This is a genomic window from Croceifilum oryzae, from assembly GCF_030814315.1.
In the GTDB taxonomy this organism is placed as follows: Bacteria; Bacillota; Bacilli; order Thermoactinomycetales; family Thermoactinomycetaceae; genus Baia; species Baia oryzae.
This window is the reverse complement of the sequence record NZ_JAUSUV010000003.1, coordinates 36,642-58,425: the sequence shown is the minus strand read 5'-3', so window position 1 is coordinate 58,425 and position 21,784 is coordinate 36,642. Positions and strand designations below refer to the sequence as shown.

22 protein-coding genes are annotated in these 21,784 nt (G+C 42.0%); 3 read left to right on the top strand and 19 right to left on the bottom strand.

The genetic code is table 11. From position 1 onward, the window contains the following. Window positions 1-22 precede the first annotated feature (22 nt). Window positions 23-292: a DUF3055 domain-containing protein gene (locus J2Z48_RS03485; protein ID WP_307251425.1), complete on the top strand. Its 270-nt coding sequence runs from the start codon at window positions 23-25 to the stop codon at window positions 290-292. 99 nt (window positions 293-391) lie between these two features. Here J2Z48_RS03485 and J2Z48_RS03480 read toward each other — a convergent pair whose 3' ends face one another. Together J2Z48_RS03480 and lipA are read right to left on the bottom strand one after the other, a co-directional pair. Next, entirely contained in the window at window positions 392-718 is a 327-nt protein-coding gene (locus J2Z48_RS03480) for a YutD family protein (RefSeq protein WP_307251093.1), read from the bottom strand. Window positions 719-767: 49 nt separating this feature from the next. Next, a complete protein-coding gene (lipA, locus tag J2Z48_RS03475) occupies window positions 768-1,673 on the bottom strand; it encodes a lipoyl synthase (protein WP_307251091.1) in 906 nt (301 codons plus the stop codon). 212 nt (window positions 1,674-1,885) lie between these two features. Between lipA and J2Z48_RS03470 the strand changes: the two genes are divergently transcribed. Further along, entirely contained in the window at window positions 1,886-2,914 is a 1,029-nt protein-coding gene (locus tag J2Z48_RS03470; RefSeq protein ID WP_307251088.1) for a M23 family metallopeptidase, read from the top strand. A gap of 68 nt (window positions 2,915-2,982) precedes the next feature. On the opposite strand, the gene J2Z48_RS03465 is transcribed toward J2Z48_RS03470, so the two are convergent. Next, the gene (locus tag J2Z48_RS03465) at window positions 2,983-3,216 is read right to left on the bottom strand and encodes a glutaredoxin family protein (RefSeq protein WP_307251085.1); all 234 of its coding nucleotides are present in this window, start codon (window positions 3,214-3,216) and stop codon (window positions 2,983-2,985) included. 83 nt (window positions 3,217-3,299) lie between these two features. Between J2Z48_RS03465 and J2Z48_RS03460 the strand changes: the two genes are divergently transcribed. Further along, window positions 3,300-5,063: a menaquinone biosynthesis decarboxylase gene (locus J2Z48_RS03460; RefSeq protein WP_307251084.1), complete on the top strand. Its 1,764-nt coding sequence runs from the start codon at window positions 3,300-3,302 to the stop codon at window positions 5,061-5,063. A gap of 30 nt (window positions 5,064-5,093) precedes the next feature. Here J2Z48_RS03460 and yunB read toward each other — a convergent pair whose 3' ends face one another. The 16 genes from yunB to yfkAB all read right to left on the bottom strand — a co-directional run bounded on the left by yunB (window position 5,094) and on the right by yfkAB (window position 21,782). After that, window positions 5,094-5,810: a sporulation protein YunB gene (yunB, locus tag J2Z48_RS03455; RefSeq protein ID WP_307251082.1), complete on the bottom strand. Its 717-nt coding sequence runs from the start codon at window positions 5,808-5,810 to the stop codon at window positions 5,094-5,096. Between the two features lie 169 nt (window positions 5,811-5,979). Then, window positions 5,980-6,558: a GNAT family N-acetyltransferase gene (locus J2Z48_RS03450; RefSeq protein WP_307251080.1), complete on the bottom strand. Its 579-nt coding sequence runs from the start codon at window positions 6,556-6,558 to the stop codon at window positions 5,980-5,982. A gap of 59 nt (window positions 6,559-6,617) precedes the next feature. Further along, complete coding sequence (locus J2Z48_RS03445) at window positions 6,618-7,196, bottom strand: isoprenylcysteine carboxyl methyltransferase family protein (RefSeq protein WP_307251077.1); 579 nt, start codon at window positions 7,194-7,196, stop codon at window positions 6,618-6,620. Beyond that, complete coding sequence (locus J2Z48_RS03440; RefSeq protein WP_307251074.1) at window positions 7,193-8,353, bottom strand: type III polyketide synthase; 1,161 nt, start codon at window positions 8,351-8,353, stop codon at window positions 7,193-7,195. Before J2Z48_RS03440 ends, J2Z48_RS03445 begins: the two co-directional genes overlap by 4 nt. A gap of 101 nt (window positions 8,354-8,454) precedes the next feature. Next, a complete protein-coding gene (locus J2Z48_RS03435; protein WP_307251072.1) occupies window positions 8,455-9,162 on the bottom strand; it encodes a response regulator in 708 nt (235 codons plus the stop codon). Then, complete coding sequence (locus J2Z48_RS03430; RefSeq protein WP_307251423.1) at window positions 9,131-10,021, bottom strand: sensor histidine kinase; 891 nt, start codon at window positions 10,019-10,021, stop codon at window positions 9,131-9,133. The genes J2Z48_RS03435 and J2Z48_RS03430 overlap by 32 nt, the downstream gene beginning before the upstream one ends. Before the next feature lie 197 nt (window positions 10,022-10,218). Further along, on the bottom strand, window positions 10,219-10,500 hold the full coding sequence (locus tag J2Z48_RS03425) for a hypothetical protein (RefSeq protein WP_307251071.1): 282 nt from the start codon (window positions 10,498-10,500) through the stop codon (window positions 10,219-10,221). 38 nt (window positions 10,501-10,538) lie between these two features. Next, entirely contained in the window at window positions 10,539-13,139 is a 2,601-nt protein-coding gene (locus J2Z48_RS03420; RefSeq protein WP_307251069.1) for a type IV secretory system conjugative DNA transfer family protein, read from the bottom strand. A 72-nt stretch (window positions 13,140-13,211) separates the two neighbouring features. Then, complete coding sequence (locus J2Z48_RS03415) at window positions 13,212-14,777, bottom strand: CD3337/EF1877 family mobilome membrane protein (protein WP_307251067.1); 1,566 nt, start codon at window positions 14,775-14,777, stop codon at window positions 13,212-13,214. Between the two features lie 42 nt (window positions 14,778-14,819). Further along, window positions 14,820-17,330: an ATP-binding protein gene (locus tag J2Z48_RS03410; protein WP_307251064.1), complete on the bottom strand. Its 2,511-nt coding sequence runs from the start codon at window positions 17,328-17,330 to the stop codon at window positions 14,820-14,822. Continuing rightward, window positions 17,302-17,721, bottom strand: a complete 420-nt coding sequence (locus J2Z48_RS03405; RefSeq protein ID WP_307251062.1) for a TcpE family conjugal transfer membrane protein — start codon at window positions 17,719-17,721, stop codon at window positions 17,302-17,304. Before J2Z48_RS03405 ends, J2Z48_RS03410 begins: the two co-directional genes overlap by 29 nt. Window positions 17,722-17,725: 4 nt before the next feature. Then, window positions 17,726-17,995, bottom strand: coding sequence for a hypothetical protein (locus tag J2Z48_RS03400; protein WP_307251059.1), 270 nt, complete (start codon window positions 17,993-17,995; stop codon window positions 17,726-17,728). Between the two features lies 1 nt (window position 17,996). Then, entirely contained in the window at window positions 17,997-18,902 is a 906-nt protein-coding gene (locus J2Z48_RS03395; RefSeq protein WP_307251055.1) for a conjugal transfer protein, read from the bottom strand. Window positions 18,903-18,919: 17 nt separating this feature from the next. Then, window positions 18,920-19,537 carry a class D sortase, LPxTATN-specific gene (srtD, locus tag J2Z48_RS03390; protein ID WP_307251052.1) on the bottom strand — a complete coding sequence of 206 codons (618 nt, stop codon included), beginning with the start codon at window positions 19,535-19,537 and terminating at the stop codon, window positions 18,920-18,922. Continuing rightward, window positions 19,534-20,259 carry a hypothetical protein gene (locus J2Z48_RS03385; RefSeq protein WP_307251051.1) on the bottom strand — a complete coding sequence of 242 codons (726 nt, stop codon included), beginning with the start codon at window positions 20,257-20,259 and terminating at the stop codon, window positions 19,534-19,536. The genes srtD and J2Z48_RS03385 overlap by 4 nt, the downstream gene beginning before the upstream one ends. A gap of 380 nt (window positions 20,260-20,639) precedes the next feature. Next, complete coding sequence (gene yfkAB, locus J2Z48_RS03380) at window positions 20,640-21,782, bottom strand: radical SAM/CxCxxxxC motif protein YfkAB (protein ID WP_307251048.1); 1,143 nt, start codon at window positions 21,780-21,782, stop codon at window positions 20,640-20,642. Window positions 21,783-21,784: the final 2 nt, after the last annotated feature.

The window sequence follows — 21,784 nt, the reverse complement described above, 5'->3', positions numbered from 1 at the left end:
CAGTGAAGGAGATAGCACCATGATGTTGGATGACTTCATGCACCTATACGACGATACGGTACAAACAAATACTCGTTTTGTCGGATTCATGGGTGAGACTGTCCGGTTTGATCTCGTCATCATGAGAACGGATCGATTTTATGGAAAAATGGTTGTTATGGATATTCAGTCCAGTAAGTTTGCCATTATCGGAAAAGATGATTTAGAAGAAGAAGGTTATCTCGAGTTTGCATTTGGCATTAACGCAGAGTCCGCAGAGGAATTGAAGTTCTTTTTAGAACAAACTTTTTAAGGAAAGTACGATCCGTACGTATATATAGCGTATGGATTTTATTTTTGTAGACAAAGAAAGCCCTTTCGCATGGAAAGGGCTTTCTTTGTCTTTTTCTGTTTATACCACGGTGTCTGATTCGGTTGTTTTTGGTTTTGTATCGTCTTGTGTAAATATCTTTTGCAGAATAAAGTACGAACAGCCGAAGTTACAGTATTCATTTAAATACTCTTCGAGGTAACTGATACTCGTATCAGCCGTTGCCCTTATATGGTCTTCGTGAAAAAATCCCTTTAGTCGCAGTTGACCATATCCCCAATCTCCTACAATAAAATCATACTTACTTAAGATCTCGCTGTAACGTTTTTTAAATACCTCTGGATTCCAACCTTCTTTATAGTCCATGACCACTTCAAAGGTAAATCCTTGAATTTCCACGATTTCCATAGAGATCCATCAACCTCAATCTTTTTTTCTGGCATGATCCCAGATATCCTTATTGAGCTAGGCGCTCTTCCGTCGTTTTTTGATGTCCTTTTACTTGCTCGTGAGCGTGGTAGGAACTACGTACTAATGGACCAGATTCCACGTGTGAAAAGCCAAGACCCATGCCGTACTCTTTCCACTCCGCAAATTCTTCAGGTGTATAGTACTTCTCAATTTTGATATGTTTTTTGGTAGGTTGTAAATATTGACCTATCGTCAAAATGTTTACATCATGATCGCGTAAATCATGCATGGTTTCTTTTACTTCTTCGTAAGTCTCGCCCACACCTACCATGATGCTGGATTTCGTTGGGATATCCGGTTGCATTTCTTTGGCGCGCTTTAGTAGTTCGAGTGTCCGGTCGTATTTGGCCTTGGATCGAACACGATCTGAACGCCTACGAACGGTCTCAATGTTGTGGTTGAGAATATCGGGTTTTGCATCCATCACGACCTGCAGAGCATCCCAATTCCCCATAAAATCGGGAATCAACACTTCGACACTCGTAAGTGGATTTTTAGCACGGACTGCTTTAATCGTAGCAGCAAAGATCCCTGCACCGCCATCCTTGAGATCATCTCGTGCTACCGATGTGATAACTGCGTGGCGTACTCTCATCTGCTGAACCGCTTCTGCTACACGTTCTGGTTCTGCTAAATCTAATTCTGTAGGGAGTCCTGTCTTCACTGCACAAAAGCGACAAGCACGTGTACAGATATCACCCAAAATCATGAAAGTAGCCGTACCGTTAGCCCAACACTCATAGATGTTTGGACATCTTGCCTCCTCACACACAGTATGAAGCGTCTTACTGCGCATCATCCGCTTTAACTCCTGGTAGTTCTCACCTGTACTTAATTTTACTTTTAACCATTCGGGCTTACGCTCTTTTCCATCCACACGTTCCGTCGTCACCGACTACTCCTCCTCTATATCAACAAATGCGAACAATTCGTTTGGAGATGAAACTTTTCTTATCTTCTTATCTTACCACATTTACCTTCAAAAAATTGAATGCTCCAAAAGGGGAATTGCTTCATTCATGGAAAAAGCAAGAGACATGTTTAATTTCAGCGAAAAATGACAGACTAACAAACAGAATAATGGCTTAGAAATGGGGTGGTAGAATGAAGAAAGCGACCATAAGCAAGAAGGTTGGTACTCTATGTATTTGGCTCGTTATTTTCTCTCTTCTTACTTATCCAATCGAAGGATTTGCCTATAATCCCGACCTTGAACATGAAAAAAAAATAGCTCTCTTTCGCTCTGTAGGATCTCAAACCGGACTGCCGTGGGAGTATTTAGCTGCTATGGATCAATACGAGCAGAACATCCAAAAGAAAGATACGAAACCATTGCCTAATCGGATTACTTCCATCCAGATTATCGATTCCAAATGGTCAGGCTTGTCGAATCCAGACTTACATAGCTCAAACCCTACTAGCATTCAATTCTTTCAGGGCATGGGACGTGATGGGAATGGGGATGGGATTGTCGATTCGGAGAACGATCAAGATGTCCTCTATTCCATGGCTATTTTTCTTAGTAGCTCCGGCAATAGTGAGGATCAAATTCGAGAGCAACTTTGGAAATACTATCAACAACCTAGCGCCGTTGATGTCATTACCCATATCGCACGCCTCTATCAGAAACATCAAACCCTTCAATTAGATGCTAGCTCATTCCCCATCCCTCTCCAATATAACTTTACATACAGAGGAACATGGGGTGCCAATCGGGGATGGGGGGGACGTCGTATCCATGAAGGAACGGATATATTTGCTGGATATGGAACTCCCGTTCTTAGTACCTGCTACGGATATGTAGAACTAGTCGGTTGGAATGTGTTTGGTGGTTGGCGAATTGGAATTCGAGATGCACTAAATCGATATCACTACTTTGCACATCTCAAAGGGTTTCGAAAAGGGTTAAAAAAAGGAGACCTCGTTACTCCAGGAGAAGTCCTGGGAGCAGTAGGATCTTCTGGTTATGGGCCACCTGGTACTTCTGGAAAATTCCCGCCTCATCTTCATTACGGAGTTTATAAGTTTAACGGAAGCCGCAATTACTCTTTCGATCCGTTTCCCCTTCTAAAAAAGTGGGAGAAAGAGGCACGAATCAAGAAAAAATCTACTCATAAAAAGAAGAAGCATTAGAAAATCAAATCAAATGGAGCCCTTCCTCGTTAGGCGATCTAACAAGGAAGGGCTCCATTACATCATGTTTAATATCTCCGTCCAAGCATCGATAAGATCGCATCAGGCTGCAGGCCTGGGATCGCTTTTCCATTGATTACGGTAACAGGTACTCCCAGGAATCCCATACTTTTCACTTCATCAACATATTTAGGGTTCTTACTTAAGTCACGAACCACAAAGTCAATTTGATAATCACGCAAGAAGCGCTTTAACACATTGCACTCTGGACAATGTGGCTTCGAATATACAATTACGCTCATATAAGAAACTCCTTTTCTCACATATGCTAATACTATATCATAGGTACTACATAGAAAAATCATGACAATCAGGAGAGATTCCATTGCATAAAAATCTACGTTCCTTTTTGGATCAACTTCGTGAGGAAAGAGATCTGGTAGAGATCACTGCCCCAGTTGATCCCAAACTGGAACTTGCTGAAATCCATAGACGCGTCATCGATGAAGAAGGACCTGCTTTATTATTTACAAATGTAAAAGGGAGTCAATTCCCTGTCGCCACAAACCTTTTTGGTACCATCCGTAGGGTTAACTTAGCATTTGGAACTCGCCCAGAGGAATTAATGAAAAAAGTGGTGGAACTTACCCATACGATGCTTCCTCCCACTCCATCAGCCCTTTGGAAAGAGCGAAAGGTACTGCAAGATTTACTAAAAGTCGGACTCAAAACCGTTTCCGAAAGCCAAGCTCCTGCGCTTGCCTCTAAGCAAATGCAAGTAAATCTAAATGAACTACCTGTCCTTACTTCTTGGCAAGAAGATGGGGGTCCTTTTTTCACGTTACCTCTTGTATATACTGAGCATCCTGAGACGGGGCAACATAATCTGGGAATGTACCGCATGCAAGTATATGATGCATCTACAACAGGAATGCACTGGCAAATCCACAAAGGAGGCGGGTTCCACCACTTTGAAGCGGAAAAACGAAACCAAGATCTACCCGTTCGCATGTTCTTAGGCGGACCTCCAGCATTGATTGCTTCTGCCATCGCTCCCGTTCCTGAATTTTTACCTGAGTTACTTCTTACTTCCTTAATTGTAGGTGAAAAATTACCTGTTGTTCGTCCTGCAGATGGGGGCTATCCGATTATTGCGGAAGCCGAATTTGTACTATCCGGATTAGTGACTGCCCATGAACGCCGATTAGAAGGACCTTTTGGGGATCATTATGGATACTACTCCTTAGCGCATGACTTCCCAGTCTTCCACATAAAATCTGTTCATCACCGTACCGATGCGATTTATCCAGCCACCATCGTTGGAAAGCCGAAGCAAGAAGATTATTACTTAGGAGATTTCCTCCAACGTCTTCTCTCGCCTGCATTCCCGATGGCTATGCCAGGTGTACGTGATTTATGGACCTATGCAGAAACGGGCTTCCATCCATTAGCGGCTGCTGTGGTACGAGAAAGCTATAAGCGCGAAGCTCTAGCCAATGCATTCCGCATCTTAGGCGAAGGACAATTAACGCTAACCAAATTCCTAATTGTGACGGATCAAGCCGTCGATTTAGGCAACTTTACTCAATTATTTGAGGCTGTAATGGAGCGTTTTGACCCACGAACTGATTTGTTCATTTTTAATAACACTTCAATGGATACGTTGGACTATACCGGTCGTCGTTTCAATCATGGAAGTAAAGCAGTCTTAGTTGGAACAGGAGATCCTGTCAGAAGCTTGCCATCGGAGTATCACGGACCTGATATGAAAGGAATCCATGATGTAGCTGTCTACTGTCGAGGTGCGCTAGTACTCCAGGCTGATGCCTACGAGGCAAATCCGGATCTTCCTAACATCTTACTTACCCATTATGGTGATCAATTGAAAGACTGGTGTTTCCTTTTCCTCGTAGACGATATCCAAGCGGCAGCTGATCAAACTTCCTTCTTGTGGACAGCATTTACACGATTTGATCCAGCATATGATATTTATGCCAAAGCGGAACTTGTCCGACACCATTCGAGTTATGAATGTCCAATTATCATTGATGCGCGAATGAAGCCCGGATATCCGGATGAGCTCGAGCCCCTACCTGAAATCAAAGAATTAGTAGATAAACGCTGGAAAGAGTATTTCCCTTCTAAATAACGTCATGAAAACGAGCATCGATCCACGAGATCAATGCTCGTTTTTCTTTTCGATCGGTGGCAAAGCAGGCTGGTTTCCACTAGGCTTGGAATCTTCCGAATTATAGTAGTAGCTTGGAACTTCCCCTACCACCATCGTTTGCGCAATGGGATAAGACGTAGTAAATTGAATCATATCTTTATTAAACGGAACAATGATTCCTAATTCTGTTTGCACAACCAAATTAACGGTGATCAGCACCATATTAATCCCTTTTGATTCAAGTTTTGGCTCTAAGCTAATTTTTGCTGATCCTTCCTGCCACATCTGCACAGGGATATCGGGTCCAACGTCTGCAAACATAGTAGATTGCATCACCTGGCCTAAGGATATTTCAATCGGTTTATCCTTCAGATGAGCCATCGATTTTTCGATCTCCTTCGCACTGTTTGTATATATTTTCGCTTGGATGAGTGGTTCCAATTGAACCGAAACAATCCTGCCGTCTTCTGCTTTTTGAACTTGTATGAGCTTATTTAACTCTTCTCCCATATGAACTTGCTGTTCAATCCCCTTCGTAATCGCAGATTGAGCTTCTTTCTTCACTTCTGTAACCGCAATGTGCATGAGTACAGGATCAATATTTTTCTCAGCGGTCCATAAAATAGGGATTAAAATGAGTAGCACAATGATCACAGTGGAAACCCATCTATTTCGTGCAAAACGAAACGAAATGCTCCTAGATTTACGCATTGGACGTTTTGACATACGAGGCATCATCTCCCACCTCTCTTACTACTGATTCAAGCGATAAAATTCGATAATTATATATAGTGCCAAGACGTTCATTCTAGTACTGATTGAAAAAAGGAGGTTCTTATGTCGAAAAATAGAAGGGTAGGCGTCAATTCATCATAGTCGCCTACCCTTCTATTTTTCATTTATTGAATTCTATCCATTCTTCTCGCAATATCCCCATTTTTACAGAATCAAAGTACTTTCCCTCCACTATTCTCACATTCCGAATTCGCCCTTCTTGGATCATTCCAACTTTTTTAGCTAAGCCAATCATTCTCTCATTTCCTGACCATGTAGAGATACCCACACGAACGATATCCATATTTTCAAATAAATAATCGACCCACATCTTAAATGCCTCCGTACCATAGCCTCCAGACCAAAAATCGGGGTCAAATATGACAATACCACTATCCAACCAATTCGTATTTTGATCCACCCAATACCAACCAACTGTTCCGATCAACTTATTATTAACGATGATAGCTAACTTTGATCTAACATGGTTCGTTGTGGTGATATCTAAATGAGATCGATAATCCTCTTCTATAAATTCTTCCAATGATTTTTCGTCTATAGGATGATAAGGAGCATTCCAGTTAAGATGTTCTCGATTCTCTGCCAAGTATCTCCAATAGTATATTTTTTCTACATATTCTAATGATATATCTTTCAATTCAACCTTATTTCCGCTTAATACCACTTTATGATCGGACATTTTCTCACCTTATTTCATTATTTTAGGGGACCCCAAATCGGTCCCCTACTCATTTTACATCACGACGGCTCTTGATCCCAACGAGAAAACAAGCCACCTGTATATTCCATTTCTTCTTCGTTTAAGCTTAGGCTCACTTCTTGTAGTGCTTTCTCTTCCATAGGAATACGTAGCAAGACGAGAACGAGTATATTGACGAATGTCATCACGATACAGGTTACGTAAGCCCCAAAGAGAAGCGGAAATACCAAGAACTCCGTCACAACTGCTACATAATTGGGATGCCTCATATATCGATAAGGCCCTTTTCGTTCAATTGGCGTATTCGGTATAACCCAAATCCTTGTATTCCAGAATCGCCCTAGGGAACGAATCGACCAATACCGTAAAGCTTGAACCCCTATAAACAGGGTAAATGGAAGCCACCACCAACTGGGAGAGGTGGCGTGATATAAAAACATTTCAACAAGAATTCCCAGAAAAAAAAGCACGTGAACGCCTACTATAAGGGGATAATGCTCTCCCCCTATCTCTTGTCCACCCCGTCGTCTAATCCATTCTCCATTTTGTTTGGCAACTCCTATTTCCCAGATCCTTTGTAACACAACTAGAGACCAGAGAATCAGTGTCCATTTCATGTAATCTCTACCTCCCAACCAGGAAACTGCCGCTGGTATCGAGGGTTCGGGACATGATCTGGTTGTGCCAACTGACTCTCTTGTTGAATAGGAAGCCATTCTACTAATAAAAACTCTGCACTAAACCCGGGACCCATTGCTAGTAAAATGCCTTTTTCCTGCTCTTGATGCTGGTTTTGCAGCTCATGTTGTAAGACAAACAGGACGGTTACTGAAGACATATTGCCAAAATCACGTAGAATTTCAGAAGCTGAGGCAAAGGATTCTGCTGGTAATCCTGTAATCTCCTCGTAAGCTTGTAACACTTTTTTGCCACCCGGATGAGCGATCCATCTTTGTACATCTTTGCATGAGAGACCATGATTTTGTAGATAGGAGCGTAAAACAGGACCCACTTCTTTTTTAACCAACGTCGGGATCTCTTTAGAAAAAACAACTTTCAGACCGTCGTCCTCTATGTCCCAACCCATTACTCCTAAGGAATCGGGGAAGATTCGACTCTGAGATGAATGGTAATGCAAAACTGTATCTTGGGGAACGCGGATCGGTACTTCACTCCCAGTAACCAGCACTGCCGCCGCTCCATCAGCAAACAGGGACGTTGCCACAATATTGCTTTTGGAACGATCGTTTTTACGGAAAGTAAGCCCACATAATTCCACTGCTACGAGCAATATCTTCTCATCTGGGCACGCCTTTGCAAATTCCAATGCTCGAGTTAAACCAACTACACCACCCGCACAGCCTAATCCCCAAATAGGAGTTCTCTTGATATGCGGATTCATATTCAAACGATGAACGAGATGCGCGTCAATACTAGGAGTCGCTAGTCCCGTTGTCGATACAAATACTAAGTGGTCGATTTCACGAATGTGAAAACCACTCTGAGCCAGACATCTAAGAATCGCTTCTTCGCCTAATTGGCACGCCATCTCAATATAGATTTGATTCCGCTCAGCAAAGGTATGATCCTCTTTAAACCATTCTAATGGTTGACTCATTCTACGTTGTTGGATCGCAGTATTTTCAAAGATAGATAAATATCGATCAATATGTTGAACAGAATCTGAAAAAGTATGTTCAACATAGGATTTTACGTCTGATTGTTTTAATATATGGGGAGGAACAGCAGTTCCTACAGCAACAATACGTGACATCTTATCCTCCTCAAGTCGTTTTCTATACTATTCCCACTCAAATTGGAAACATGTAGAAAAAATAGAAACGATGAGGAAAAATATGTATGAATCATTCACAATCACATGTTATCTACGTTCATCCCATATCTACGCTCAGGTCGACCAATCGTTCCATATGCTAGATCTGCTCGAAGTCTCTCCATCGAAACCAAATATTCGAGATAACGCCTTGCTGTGGTTCTACTCGCTCCTAGTTTTCGTCCTACTTGTTCAGCCGTCAGTCCAGACTCTCCATTCCCTAACACAACTCGCTCTACTTTTTCGAGTGTCGTTGGGTCAATCCCTTTGGGCAAAGACATCGTATGAGATCCCTCTATTTCCTCTCGTGCGCCCCGGTGTATGAGATAGTCCACTTCGTCTTGACCCATCACTTTCATCGAATGAATGAACTGTACACGTTCTTTATATTTATCCAAACTCTGTCTAAATCGATCCAGCGTGATCGGCTTTACTAGATAATCAAAGACCCCACCACGCAGAGCTTCTTGAACAATCCCCGTTTCTCCACTAGCTGTCATCATAATAATATCTATGTTTTTATAAGTCTCTCTGATATACCATACTAAATCGCTTCCTGATATATCAGGAAGATATACATCCAAAAGAACCAATTGCGGTCTCATCACCTCTAGGTACTCTTTTGCTTCTTCTCCAGAGCACGCAATCGCGATTAATTTAAATCCTTTCATTTTCTCCAAAAAACGACGATTAATCTCAGCAACTCGCCGATCATCCTCAATAATTAACACTTCTATCAAGTCTCTCATCCCCTTTCAATGGTAGAGTAATGGCAAATAGAGAGCCATTCCAATCCCCTCTCCCTACAAACACCGTACCGCCATACTCTTCTACAATTTGTTTTACTTTCCACAATCCAAAACCACGCTTTCCAGAATGCGTGATTGGTTTTGTAGAAAATCCTTTTTCAAAGATAAACGGAACCATCTCATCTCTAATTCCGAAACCATTATCTTCAACCTCTAAAACCAATGTATCTTCTATACATTCCATATAAATCCGTATCCTTCTTTCACCCTGCACCTTTTGTAGTTCTTCCATTGCATTCAAAACCAAATTGCCGAACAACGAGATAAATGATGTTATATTTGGAATATTAATATGTTCAGGAATATTTGTATCGGGATCAATCTGCAAAGTTACTTTCATTTCGCTTGCATGATTGTAATACCCAATTAAGATAGCAGATATTCTTTTATCTTTCACCTTTTTCGTCCATACCCCTATTGGATCCTGATGAAGCTGAGATTCTTGTTGAATAAGTGAAACTGCCTCATCATACGATTGTAGCTGAATTAAACCGGAAATCGCATAAAGAGTATTTTGGAATTCGTGTGTCTTGGCTCTCATTGACTCCATATATTCATGAACTTGAGATAATTCTTTATGCAATTCATTATGAATGCGTTTTTTTATGTACTTGGACAGCTTGATCGTAGCAATCCATTCGATAGACATCATCCCCATGGGAACGCCAATCATCCATCCGACATTGATTTCCCCATGCTCCCAATAAAGAAAGAGGATACCAACAGAGATCGCTAATATATTTATCATACTAATCCAAAGAATTACCTTCGTCCGTAAGGTCCAGCACCGGTTGAGCACCAAACGGGTACCTCCTTCATGGTAATATCAACCTTAAACAATGATGAATATTAATGTTACATTATCTAAATACCATAATTCCATTAAAATTACTTGGTAAACATTTTACCTCATATATCAAAAAAATTGCTATCATTTTGACCTTCAATTTACAAAAAAAATCAGAAGCCTATTGCAAGCTCCTGATTTTTATAATGCTAACTCCATATCTTAAAGCGCATTAGCAGATAGCGACATCCCCCTACCAGTCCCGCAAACAGAAGAGCATCTAGCAAAGAAAATTGATCTGATGCCCATATAACGGTAAAAGCTGCCACTCCCCAACCAAGCGGAATGATAAAGGGCCTTATGAAATAACTTATGATACACAAAAAGATGATACTCATAACTGCCACGGCATTCCCATATGCAAAGCCCATAAAGTAACTAATCAGGAAGATCTCAAGGAAAGGACCTATTGTTTTTATTAGCTGTTTCACTTCTCCACCACTCCAAACTGATGTCCTGTTGAACAGATTTAATCATGGATGTTGTAGTTTTCGGTCATATATTCAGCAATTTGGGGATCAATCTCTTCAATAGGGCGAGCTTCAGCAGATTGCTTCATGATTTCTAGACCCCAATCTAATCCCCATCTCCTGGCTAACCCGAGTTCCTCTGTACGGTGATCAGCTACTTTTCCATCTGGCAAATAAACAAACGGCGGATCATTTTCAACCACACATACTGTCGTATGACTACGTTGATTTTTCTTTGTTCGTAAATAAACGGCGACATTTCGCTCCTGTAGTCGTTCTAAGAAGGTTGTTTTGACCGTTCCACGCGTCAAGCTTTCTACTTCATCGGCACCTTCATGTTGGGCACAGCTTAAAATCATCCCAATATTGCCCTTTATAGCCTGCATAAAATTCTCTTCATGAAAGGAATCAATATCTCTGGTCACAAGCCCGATCCCAAAATTATACTTGGCATCCTCTGATAATAGAGCCGTCACAATGGGGATCTGAACGAGATGCGCCTCTTCAACTAACATGAGATGGAATCTGGCACTATAGTCACGTTGCTTGGAATATTGATGATAGAGATGAACGAGATGCCCAACTGTTACCTTCACCTCATTATCCTGCATACCATACAGATCAAAAAACACGATATGGCCTTTATCCATTGCCTTCTTATAATCAAACAGCGACTCTTTTTGTAGAAAGATTCTTCGCATAGTCGGATCTTGTAGTAAAGGGTCAATTTGGGCTAAAATCGGCTCAATTTCCAAGTTCATCTGTTGATCAAATTTGGCCCAATATCTCTTTACATAAGGATCTTTTCCATTTTCAAGGACACTGTGACGAAACTTCTCGTTGCGGAAAAAATCATCGATTCCCAGCACGGTGTGAGCCACATCGTCCTCTAGTAAACTATGAATTGCCATAGCTAGTAAGCGGCGTGTGCGGGCTTGTAGGTCACCTGAAGTCTGCTTAAACAACAGAATATCAGCAATCTGTTCCGCCAGCTCATTCACAGGAATATCAGGAATGGAGTGTAGCAAATTAAGCCCCACTACATGAGTCGTATCAGTACTTAGATTAAAGTGGTGTATCTTTTCCTTCGGAATATGGACTCCTGTTCCTTCTAAATAACGCAAGCGATTTTCAATAATCGCAATAATTTCCCTAGCAGGATCGATAATGGTAAAGCCAGGTGCCTCTGGATTTTGAATCCAATCATCGATCATCGACTGGATCATTTCAACTCCTGCGCTAGATTTCCCCATCCCACTCGCTCCTGTTAAGAGGAAATGCCTGCTAAGGTGCTCATGAGGGACTCTCACCTCTCGAGTATAGAGTGGATGCTTCACTTTCCCAATCAATACCCCTTCCGTCCACTCATTTTCAGCTAAGGAACGTTGATTTTGAGAGATGTGTAGGAGCCTTCCCCGAGGATCTTCATCATTTGGTTCAGGGTCTTGGTAAATAAAGTGATTGGCAGGTGGCAAATGAAATAAATTGGCCATCTCTTCTCCAGACCAAATCATGAAGCTACCGGGTAGTGGAGTCGGGATTGGATTCGCATCCGCCATCGGATTCCAACGAGATTGTAGCCAGAATCGAATCGTACCATCATAATTCATCGTCGTTGTAATCGATTCTGCAGTCGATCGGATAACGGAAACAGCTTGTGGTGAATTAGACCAAATCGATAACCGCATTTTAAAAGGGAGTTCTCGCCCCGTGGTACGTTTTATGAGACTAATCTTCCTTTGCTTTTCTTCAGGATCCAAATCACTCATTTTTTTATCTTTCAAATCATCATAGGCATCTTCAAATCTCTTTTCAAATCGGCTCCATTTTACAGGCGAAAATTGAAGATCGATAAAAGATCCGGGTCGTAGGCAGTTTAAGACGTCCCCTAACATACTTACCTTTTTCTGCTCAAGAGAAGCCAGTGGCAAGCCCTTTCTCTTCCCCCATTGATCGGTAAAAATCCCGCCTACCCCACCCGCTGTAGGTTGTGGAAATTGGCTTGGCTTCAGATCATGAATCTCCGCATTGGGATACGTGCCACGAATGGTATCAATAACACTACTCTTTTTATCGAGTGGAAATGAAAGATAGATGCCGATCTCATTACTGCCAATTGGCATAGCAAATCGTAATCGGAACCAAGGCGGTCCCCATAAAACACGGTGACGACGATGGCGATGCATCTCTCCAAAAGTACGAGTCAAAACCGTTATCTTTTCAATATCCAAAACGGTATCGTCTGAGGGTAAAATCCGGATATATCGAGCTTGCAAAAGTGCTTGTTGTCGGTAATAACGATACAAAATATAACCGCCAATCGCCCATATTACAGCTCCTACAGCCGCTACTACCAAACCCCAAAACAAAACTTGCAGCGCAACATCCCAGACAGATCCAGCTGTATCCACTACTACTTTTTTCGCCTCATTTGCAACAGTCTGGCCTGCTTTTCTTCCCTCTAGCGTTTCTTCCAGATAAGGCCAAACTTGTACTAAGAGCAAAAGAACGCCTACTGGTATGACCAAATAGAACAATACAAGCCTAGGAATTCCCTTGAGCTGATCATCGCCGCCTTTGGGCTCTTTTAGCCAACTCATACCACGTAACCCCACCTTTTTTGAATCAAGTATCACATTGATCCATAATCTTTCGGAAACAAGGTTCTACTACTATTTACGTCGAATTTTTCCAAGTCTAGTAGAAGTGTTTGAAGCATACTGATTGAGCTTATTTAGCATGTTACGTAAACCAGGGTCCGCAATCCCCTGATCGGGCTTCCCAGAAAACGTTGTATTTAATACCCCATACAACTCTTTTCGCTTCCACATAACGCCCACCACTAAAATTAACTGCATAATGATCGTCCATGAATATCCATAATCCTTAGGCGGAGTTAAGCGATAAAGGAAATTAGAGATTGTAAGCAAGATACTTAAAAAGACGCCTAATACGATTTTGATTAATTGATATCCTAAAAATGTTTTGAGCCAATTGACCGCAATACTCGACCATGCAGGATAGAGTGCTAAGAGCAGTGCAATCGGAGCAAATAAAGCAAAAATGATAAAGAAAAATTGATAGAGAATGACTGCTCCTGCTGTTAAGAAGAATACAATCCCGATGACAAAGTGGGTAATCCCGAGTAACAATAGAATACTGAGTCGTTGAAATGTGCCTTTTGTTGTCATCATGATATTAGGCGGATTTCCATCTGTCCCAATGACCTCTTGTTTTACAACTTGTTTTCGGGCTTCACTACCAGGCTTTTGGCTTAGCAACTTCTTAGCCCTAGCATAGTTAACAGCATCGGAGCCGTCCACATTGCCATATTGAAGCATCAAATAGGGTTCATAAATGAGTAGGTGGTACACTTGATCTGCTAAACGAAACGGATACGTAACAGGAGAAGCTTTTACTTCACTCGAGTTTTGTGGTTTTCCAGCACCATTTCGAATTCCATCCACTACATCATCTTCCGAACTTCCTTCATCAGTTCCCACATCACCTAGATTTAATGAAATCCCCATCAACTCCGTACTGATCCCACTACTAATCGCATTTAGATCCTTCATGATCCCACCCGCATTCGCAAAGAAGGCTAATGATGCCATGAAGATCACCATCATCGTAATAATACTTGAAACGGCATTCGTCTGATCTCGCTTATATAAACCTCTGTAAGCAAACCAAGCTCCTGAAAGGACGATGATAAATAAGATAAACCCGCCCCATAATCCCTTGCCCGCTACGATGGTGGTTCCATTAAAGCCAGCAAATTGTTGAATTGTCTTCTCAACCGTTTCAGCAAACTCATTTACAATATCCAATGAAAATGCGCTCTGGATAGCCGAAATGACCGTAAAATCCCAACTGAGGATGACTTGCCAGATCGTATTATCTAGTTGATACAAGGTGTAATGCCCGATGTTTTCGGCCTTTTCAGCTATATCCCACCAGTTTTGACCATCCGCTTCAAATTCTAAAGTGTACCGGCTCGAATCATATCTGGCATAGTTTACTTCATAACCCGCTTCTTTGGATTTCTTTATCTTTTCTTCTGGAAATCTTGTAAAAACATCAAACAACATATTGTTGCCATCTGCACTTTTTGTTTGAACTTCCCCTGAAGGTGTAGAGCTGTCTTGCCCTGTTTCTGCATAGACCAGATCACGGCTACATATGAGGCAGATAAGCAGGAGGATGAAGCTCATGGGTAGCCATCTTGTTTTGTTCATCCACTTTACTCCTTTTCTTTTCCCCTTGAACCACACGAATGTTTAAGAGGTACCAGTCCGCCTGGTGATCCGTTCAATTGTAATTCCTGTCTGTGGCTTCTTGTTTGAGCCAGGTCTGGTATCGAATGCATGAAAAATTCGTTCCTCTACTATTTGAATCTCTAATTCATTGACACGTTTTTCAAGATCAGATAGCAAGCACATTCCGGTTGGGAGATTACGAATCCTCTCCACGTTGTAATCATTCGCCTCGATGCCTAAGATATCGCAAGCGGCTTCTGCTTCTCGCTGGTCACGGCACCGAAAAACAAATCGACAGCCTAAGTTGGATCGGATCTCTTCCCCTAGTAAATCCTTTGCATTCTGGCTAATCAGGTAGATGGCGGCATTTTTACTTCTCCCTGTACGAACTAGCTCCTCTAAAATCGCCCTTCCTTCACGAACCTTCGCTAATCTCCAAGATTCATCAAACAGAACGAGTTTAAAGCCATCACCGGTTTGATGAGAGAATCTCCGCGAGAAATCCGAGATCGCCATCAACAGGGCTATTCCCATACGACCAAAATCCGTTTGACTCTCTTCTGGTAGCTGTAGATCTTCAATTTGCAAGATGGTTAGCGGTTTCGACAAGTCGATTGCTTCTTGACTACCATCTCCAAACAAAAGCTGTCCTTGGCCCGATGTCGCTAAATATTGGAGAACATCTACCATCTCTCCTAAACTCTCTTGCCTCTTCTCGGGTGCTAGTTTATTCGATTCGATCAAAGCTTCAAGCACTGCGGTCATCGATGGCTTGGGATCATTTTGTACAACGTAGTCCACCGCTTTTCCGATGGAAATCGCTTCATAAGTACCGTCAGATGCTCTTGATAAAAATTGGAGAATTCGCTTGGCCGTTTCAGCCGATGCGGTCAACTCGGTTGGATTATGGGCTCCTGATAAAGGATCTAATTTCCCTCGATCCTCCATGCTAGCCCGCAGTGTAACAACCCGAGAGATGGGCTTTAATTCAGGTAATAAATCTGGCCAATGCCCACGCTCATCTTTCGGATCAAAAATCAATACTTTTGATCCATTTAAAAGTGCTTGGTAAGCCAATAAATTTGCCCCCAGTGATTTACCAGCTCCGAGCGATCCAATAAAAGCTGCTGAAGCAGTTGTACTTAATCTAGGATCTTTAGGACCACGATCATGCTGGAAAAACACCGGCAAATTTTGTGACATCCCGATAAAGTGCCCTTGGCCATCCCCCAATTGGCGTGTTGCACCAAACATCCCTGCTCCTACAGCAGTGGGGTCCATATGGTGAATATAATCTGTAATGTAACGCTTAGAGCCTGGTAAAAACTCATTAAATGCCCGCCACTGATCTCCGTAGGGAACTTCAATTTGAACCATCATGTCGCTATACAAATCTTTGATTAGTTGAATACGCATATGTAACTCTTCAACCGTTGTAGCAGAGACACATAGTACGATGGACGTCGTTAATAAAGGAAACTTGTCCGTTCGCAGATTGTTCTCTAACTCTAGGGCTTCTTGGCGACTGTTTAAGATATGATAAGAAGTATCTTCACCACTTTCAGACGCGTGCTCATCTTCTGCTTTTAGCTCTTTTTTCTTATTTTGAACTTGAGCGAGTGCCTTACTATACTCAATTGTTTCGGTTCTAACGGAAGCTTCAACAGGAAACGAGAGTTTTTGTAGCTGATACAACCACTCAATCCCAGGAAACGGAGCTTTATCTGGAATATGCGAAATGGTTAAAAAAGCCATATATCCTTTTCGAGATACTCCTTTAATAAATTGCTCAACTTCCAAGCGACGTCCCGCAGTAGCAGTAAACGATCCTTCTGCTAAAGTCAGTACATCACGTCCGGGGCGAAGTGCTTTCTTTCCTTGTATGTGAACAGGAGTAGCTTCCGGTTTCCAACTTTTTCGTTTTGGAGTCCTAGCTATTCCTCGATAAAAACTACGCCTAATCAACCACTCAAAATCTTCGGTCGCCACTCTTCGCACCCGAAAACAACTATTGATTCGAGAGTAAAACAACTCTTCCTGAGTCCGATACGTTTGGATTTCCTCTTCGAAAATTTCAGGAATCTCTGCTCCAGAACGGGCTAGCAAATATCTCTTAAAATCCTTCCATACATATGTGAGATCCGCAAAAATAGAACCGTTCTTCACCTGACTTTCCTTTAGCTTGATTCCTAGATAAAAGCGGTGCGAATGTACACCCTTCCCAGATAAATGGTCCATGCTAGCCTCAATAAATCCAGCACCCGCTTTTCCGAGATCAGGAGATAGCTGACTACGTAATCCTGATCGATGCTCTTCTAAGCTGTGAAATTCAGGGACGACGAGTGCATGCGTATCAGCTTGTATATTCCAGTAGAGAGTCTCCAGATTCCCGAGAAGATCCAACTGTTCATCCACCGAACGAAAATCGTAGTTAAAAGGTTGCAATTCATAATAAGCAGAGACGGTTCCATCTATGCCAAAAATAAGATTCTGCTCAAAGTATTTAATCGGAAAGGGAATGTTTGGCATCATCCGTCACCTCCTCATGTCTGCGATATACAACCGTACCTGTGTAGTGGTATCTAGCCTTTTTTTCAACGGGTATTTCTTGATATCTAGCAAAGTACTTCGGCTGTGAGCGGTACTCCAGAAAGCGAATCAAAAATCGATGGGGTGCTTTCCCATCTAGCGTTTTCCTTGTAAAAAACCATGCCACTAAGAGAGGGATCCCGATAAACTTAATCAGATAGTAATCGACCCAGCTAAACGGGGGAATTTCATTGAGTAGAAACATAAGGAATAAAGTCCCCGCAAAAAAAGCTAACTGTCGATATGAAACCGGAATAGGTAATTGAATCCCTTGAACGGAATAGACGGTCTTCTCAATACGAAAAACCTGGTTGTAAACTCGAATTTGTTTCATAGCATCACTTCAAAAACGCTTCAAATAGCCATGAAAACCCATTTTCACCCAAGGATTGCACCAATTCTGGTTTAAAAACAAATACGCTGACGAACATGGCAAACAATGCAAATCCTAAAAAAGCGGTAAACGCACGCTTCCAAAATAGAGTAACACTTACGAAAATAACGATTAGTAAAAAAACAGATCCGATCTCTGAGCCTAAGGACTTCTCTAATTTAGCAGCCGGAGTATCCGCTAAAAAAATAGCTAATGGATACAAAACATCATTCATACTATCTCACTCCTTGCTTCATATTGGTTACATAGAAACGGTCGCCTTCCTTCACTACTGATAGAGAGTATTGATAGGATAATTGAGCTCCGCTTGGTAAGTCAGAAAACGACACATCACATTTCACTTCTAGTTTTCCTTGCTTCTTGATAATGACCACATTTTTTACATCAGGCGTGCCAACTAAACCTGCCAACCCCTTCGAAATGACATTCTTTTCTTTTTCATAGTACCCAATTTCATCGACCGTTCCTGTAGTATATACCTTCCAAAACGACTTCAAGAAATTCTCGATTTGAACTCGCTCTGCATCCGAAACCGCTTCTCCCTGTTCGGATTTCGTCTCAGGCAGCTCTATTTTGGCAGATGCTGGTGAGGCCATTAAGTAAGGCTTATCAACTACCAAGAAAGACTCACCTGATCTCTTAACCGTAACTGCTAGATAGCGGATTGCCCTGCGTTGATCACTTTCGTTCTTAGCATGCGTCAAAACAGTATCTACTGTGACATATACTTTTCTTACCCCATCCTCACCATCTTCGATTTTCCAAATTCCAACCGAACGTGGAAATGAATTGTAGGTAGCATTTTTCATATCGATCCCTGCTTGCGAATCTACTGTGGAATGCAAATAAGGCTTCAATCGACTAGCACGAATCGTCTCATTTCCTTGATTCCACGTAAAATACTCCCGTACAAATTGATCTACAAAAGCCGTCTCACTTAAAACGTCTCCTAATCCACCGCCCTCGCCTTGCGCCTCTTGTTTTACCGCCGCTACTGTGCGTGGGCTCGAAGGTACGATGCCAAATTGGATTAACCATACAGCTGTTGTACTGACTGCCGTGTAGATCAGCAGCAGCCAAAATCCGAATATCGCAAATTTCCGCTTCGCTAGTTGTGACATTGTCTTCCTCCTACTGATTAATCCGAATTGGTCAATCGCTTTATTAAATGGGCTTCAATGATATATCGTTCTGGGGCAGGACCAATATATGAAAACGGATAACAAGTAGTAAGAGTGAGGACAGGCTTTTCCCTTGGAACGATTACGGTACGATCGAGTGCATCTGTCTTCCACATTTTCTGAATCACATAGACAAATGTCTCACGAGATGTAACGACACGCAGTTCGTCACCTAGTTGCATCTTCCCCATCTGCCTAAAAACGGTGTCTCGGTGGCCAGATAAAACTGCATTATCTGGTTCTCCAGGTAAGACACTTTTCGAATAGTGCCCCACACCCCGTTCCAGTTCATCTTCATTTGTGCCTTCTATAATAGGCATCTTTGCTTCTAATCGAGGGATGACTAAATCAGCAAAATGCTCCCCTTTTTTAGGTCGCTCAGTAGTAGGTACTGTACGCCATAAAACATCTTCCGATTTTACATCCCCCTTCTCGACTTGCCCGGAAGGGGGATGCGCTTTATTCGCCGTTGTCTCTACTACCTGTAATTGAAGCATATAACTCACACCTGAATAGCTTGCATAGCCAACCCCTGCTGTTAGAAAAAAGATAGCAAGCCATCGATCCCATTTCACTGTGACTGAACCCTTCTTGTATAAAATAAATACCCACCAGCCAATAGTGCTGCTGCGAACCCAGCCATTACGCCTTCCACATTATGACCTGCTGTTTGTGGGAGCTTCCCACCTTGCTCCGTCTTTGGTAGAGGTGCACTCGTACTTACAGCAGGAGCTGAAGTAGTAGCTTGTTTCGTAACTTCTGAAGATGCAGGTATTTGCTTTGGTTGTTTAGACACTGCGTTTTGTTTTTTCCCTTCTTTTTTGGAAGAAGAGTTAATTTTTTCCTTGTTAAAGCTAACGAAAGGGGCGTTTTCCTTCGCTTTCGATTCATCGATCGAACGCTCCACTTTCTTCTCGTATGTTGGTATCGTTTGGTTCGGTTTAGCTGGCGTGGAAGGTGCTACAGGGAGAATCTCCTTCGAATCAACATTTGATCCAGAATCCCTTGGATTTGTATTCTTTTCAAATGCAGAAACGTTAGGCTTCACTTCTACTTGCTGAGAAGGTTTCGTACTCCATGGAACTTGATCAACCACTCCGTCATCCATCGATAGAGACCCTTTCGCAAATGCGCTACCCGCTCCCATAGTCAAGCCCGTAGCTACACAAAGTACTAACAATGTGGTAAGAGATATCTGTCTCTTGGGAGGAGATAATCTAGTGGGCTCCAATAATCGATTTTTATCCTTATCAATTTGGAACATTCCCAAAACTAACTTCGGACCTTTATCCATCATTTAACCTCCTTCTGGTTGAACCAACAGAAGCGCATCAATTTCATGTTATCACCACGGTACAATTTCTAGTTCTTTCCTTATCTTATTACAAATTAACTGTCTTTTTCAACAACTTTTCGTATTTTTTGTAGTTTATTGACAACTCCTGTATCGCTTTACAACAATGGGATAGGGGCTTCGAAAAATGGAGAATACGTCTGTCTTATCTCCTTTCTATTAAAAAATGAATGTATCTTTATTTGAGTGTTATTTTTGTCTTGAACATAAAGAAACACTCTTTACATACATATGCTTCTATGTTTGTAAAGAGTGTTTTAAGTCGACTAACAGTCAATTTTTTAGAGCAATCCCGGGGCAATATATCTGACCACAGCTCACCTTTATACAATCTTCACTAACCCTTCAGCACTGCGTTTTGTAAAATCCCAGTTATCATAATAAGCGTTAGCCACTAGGATATTAGGACCTGTACATTTTGCTTGTTCGCAGTAGCAATGATACTTTTTCGCTACTGGATGCTCGAGCCATCGATCAAAGATATCTGATAATCGATCCTGGTGGATGTTACCTAGAGATGGGACATCTCCAAAGTCCGTTACGATGATATCTCCGGTAAAACCATTTACATTTAGACGGTTGCGTCCATCAGGATCTTGACGAACTGTGACGTTAGGCATTTCGTGCAACTGAGTGTAAAGAGCACGATGTTCGCGATCGTCACTGCATGGGAAAAAAGGAAGAGTTCCAAACAAAATCCATGTGTTCGGATCACGAACTGCTAGTAAACGATGGATTGCTTCTTCATATTGCTTTAATGAGATCAGATCCGCATGACGGGCAAAGTCGCTCGGATAAAGAGGATGAACTTCATGCCGTGCACACCCCATCTCCACTAAGTCGTGATGCATTTGATCAATAAATTGAGAGGTAAATGGACTTAATAAAGACTCTCCCGAAACAAATACACCCGCCTTTGCTAACGCCCGTGAGTTTTCTTTCATTCGCTCAAACAAGGTCTCAGCTGCTTTTATATCCACTTCTCGACCCATTTTTGCAAAAACAATCCGGTGGAAATCCTGGACATCTCTGTAGTTGTATGAAATATGAAGAACATCTAAATCCTCAATCCAATCTTCATAACGTGAAAGAGGTAAAGTGAGATTGGAATTCAGCTGTGTATAAATCCCTCTCGATTTTGCATACTTCAATAACGGTTGAATGGTTTCCTTCACAACTTTCGGACTTACGATCGGTTCCCCACCCGTAATACTGATCGTTTGTAACGAATCAATCTCATCCAGTCTCCGAATTAATAACTCGACCGGAATCGCAGCCCCTTCTCTCTCAACCAATTCTTCTCCCACCGCACAGTGCTCACAACGTAAATTACATAAATTCGTTACCGTAAATTCGACACTCGTTAACTCATAGAGTCCTTTGGCCATGCGAGTTTGCCATGCATCCCAAGGGTCAAACTGAGGCGAAATACGGCTTTTGATTGGAAAGTTCTCATGCTGTTCCATCG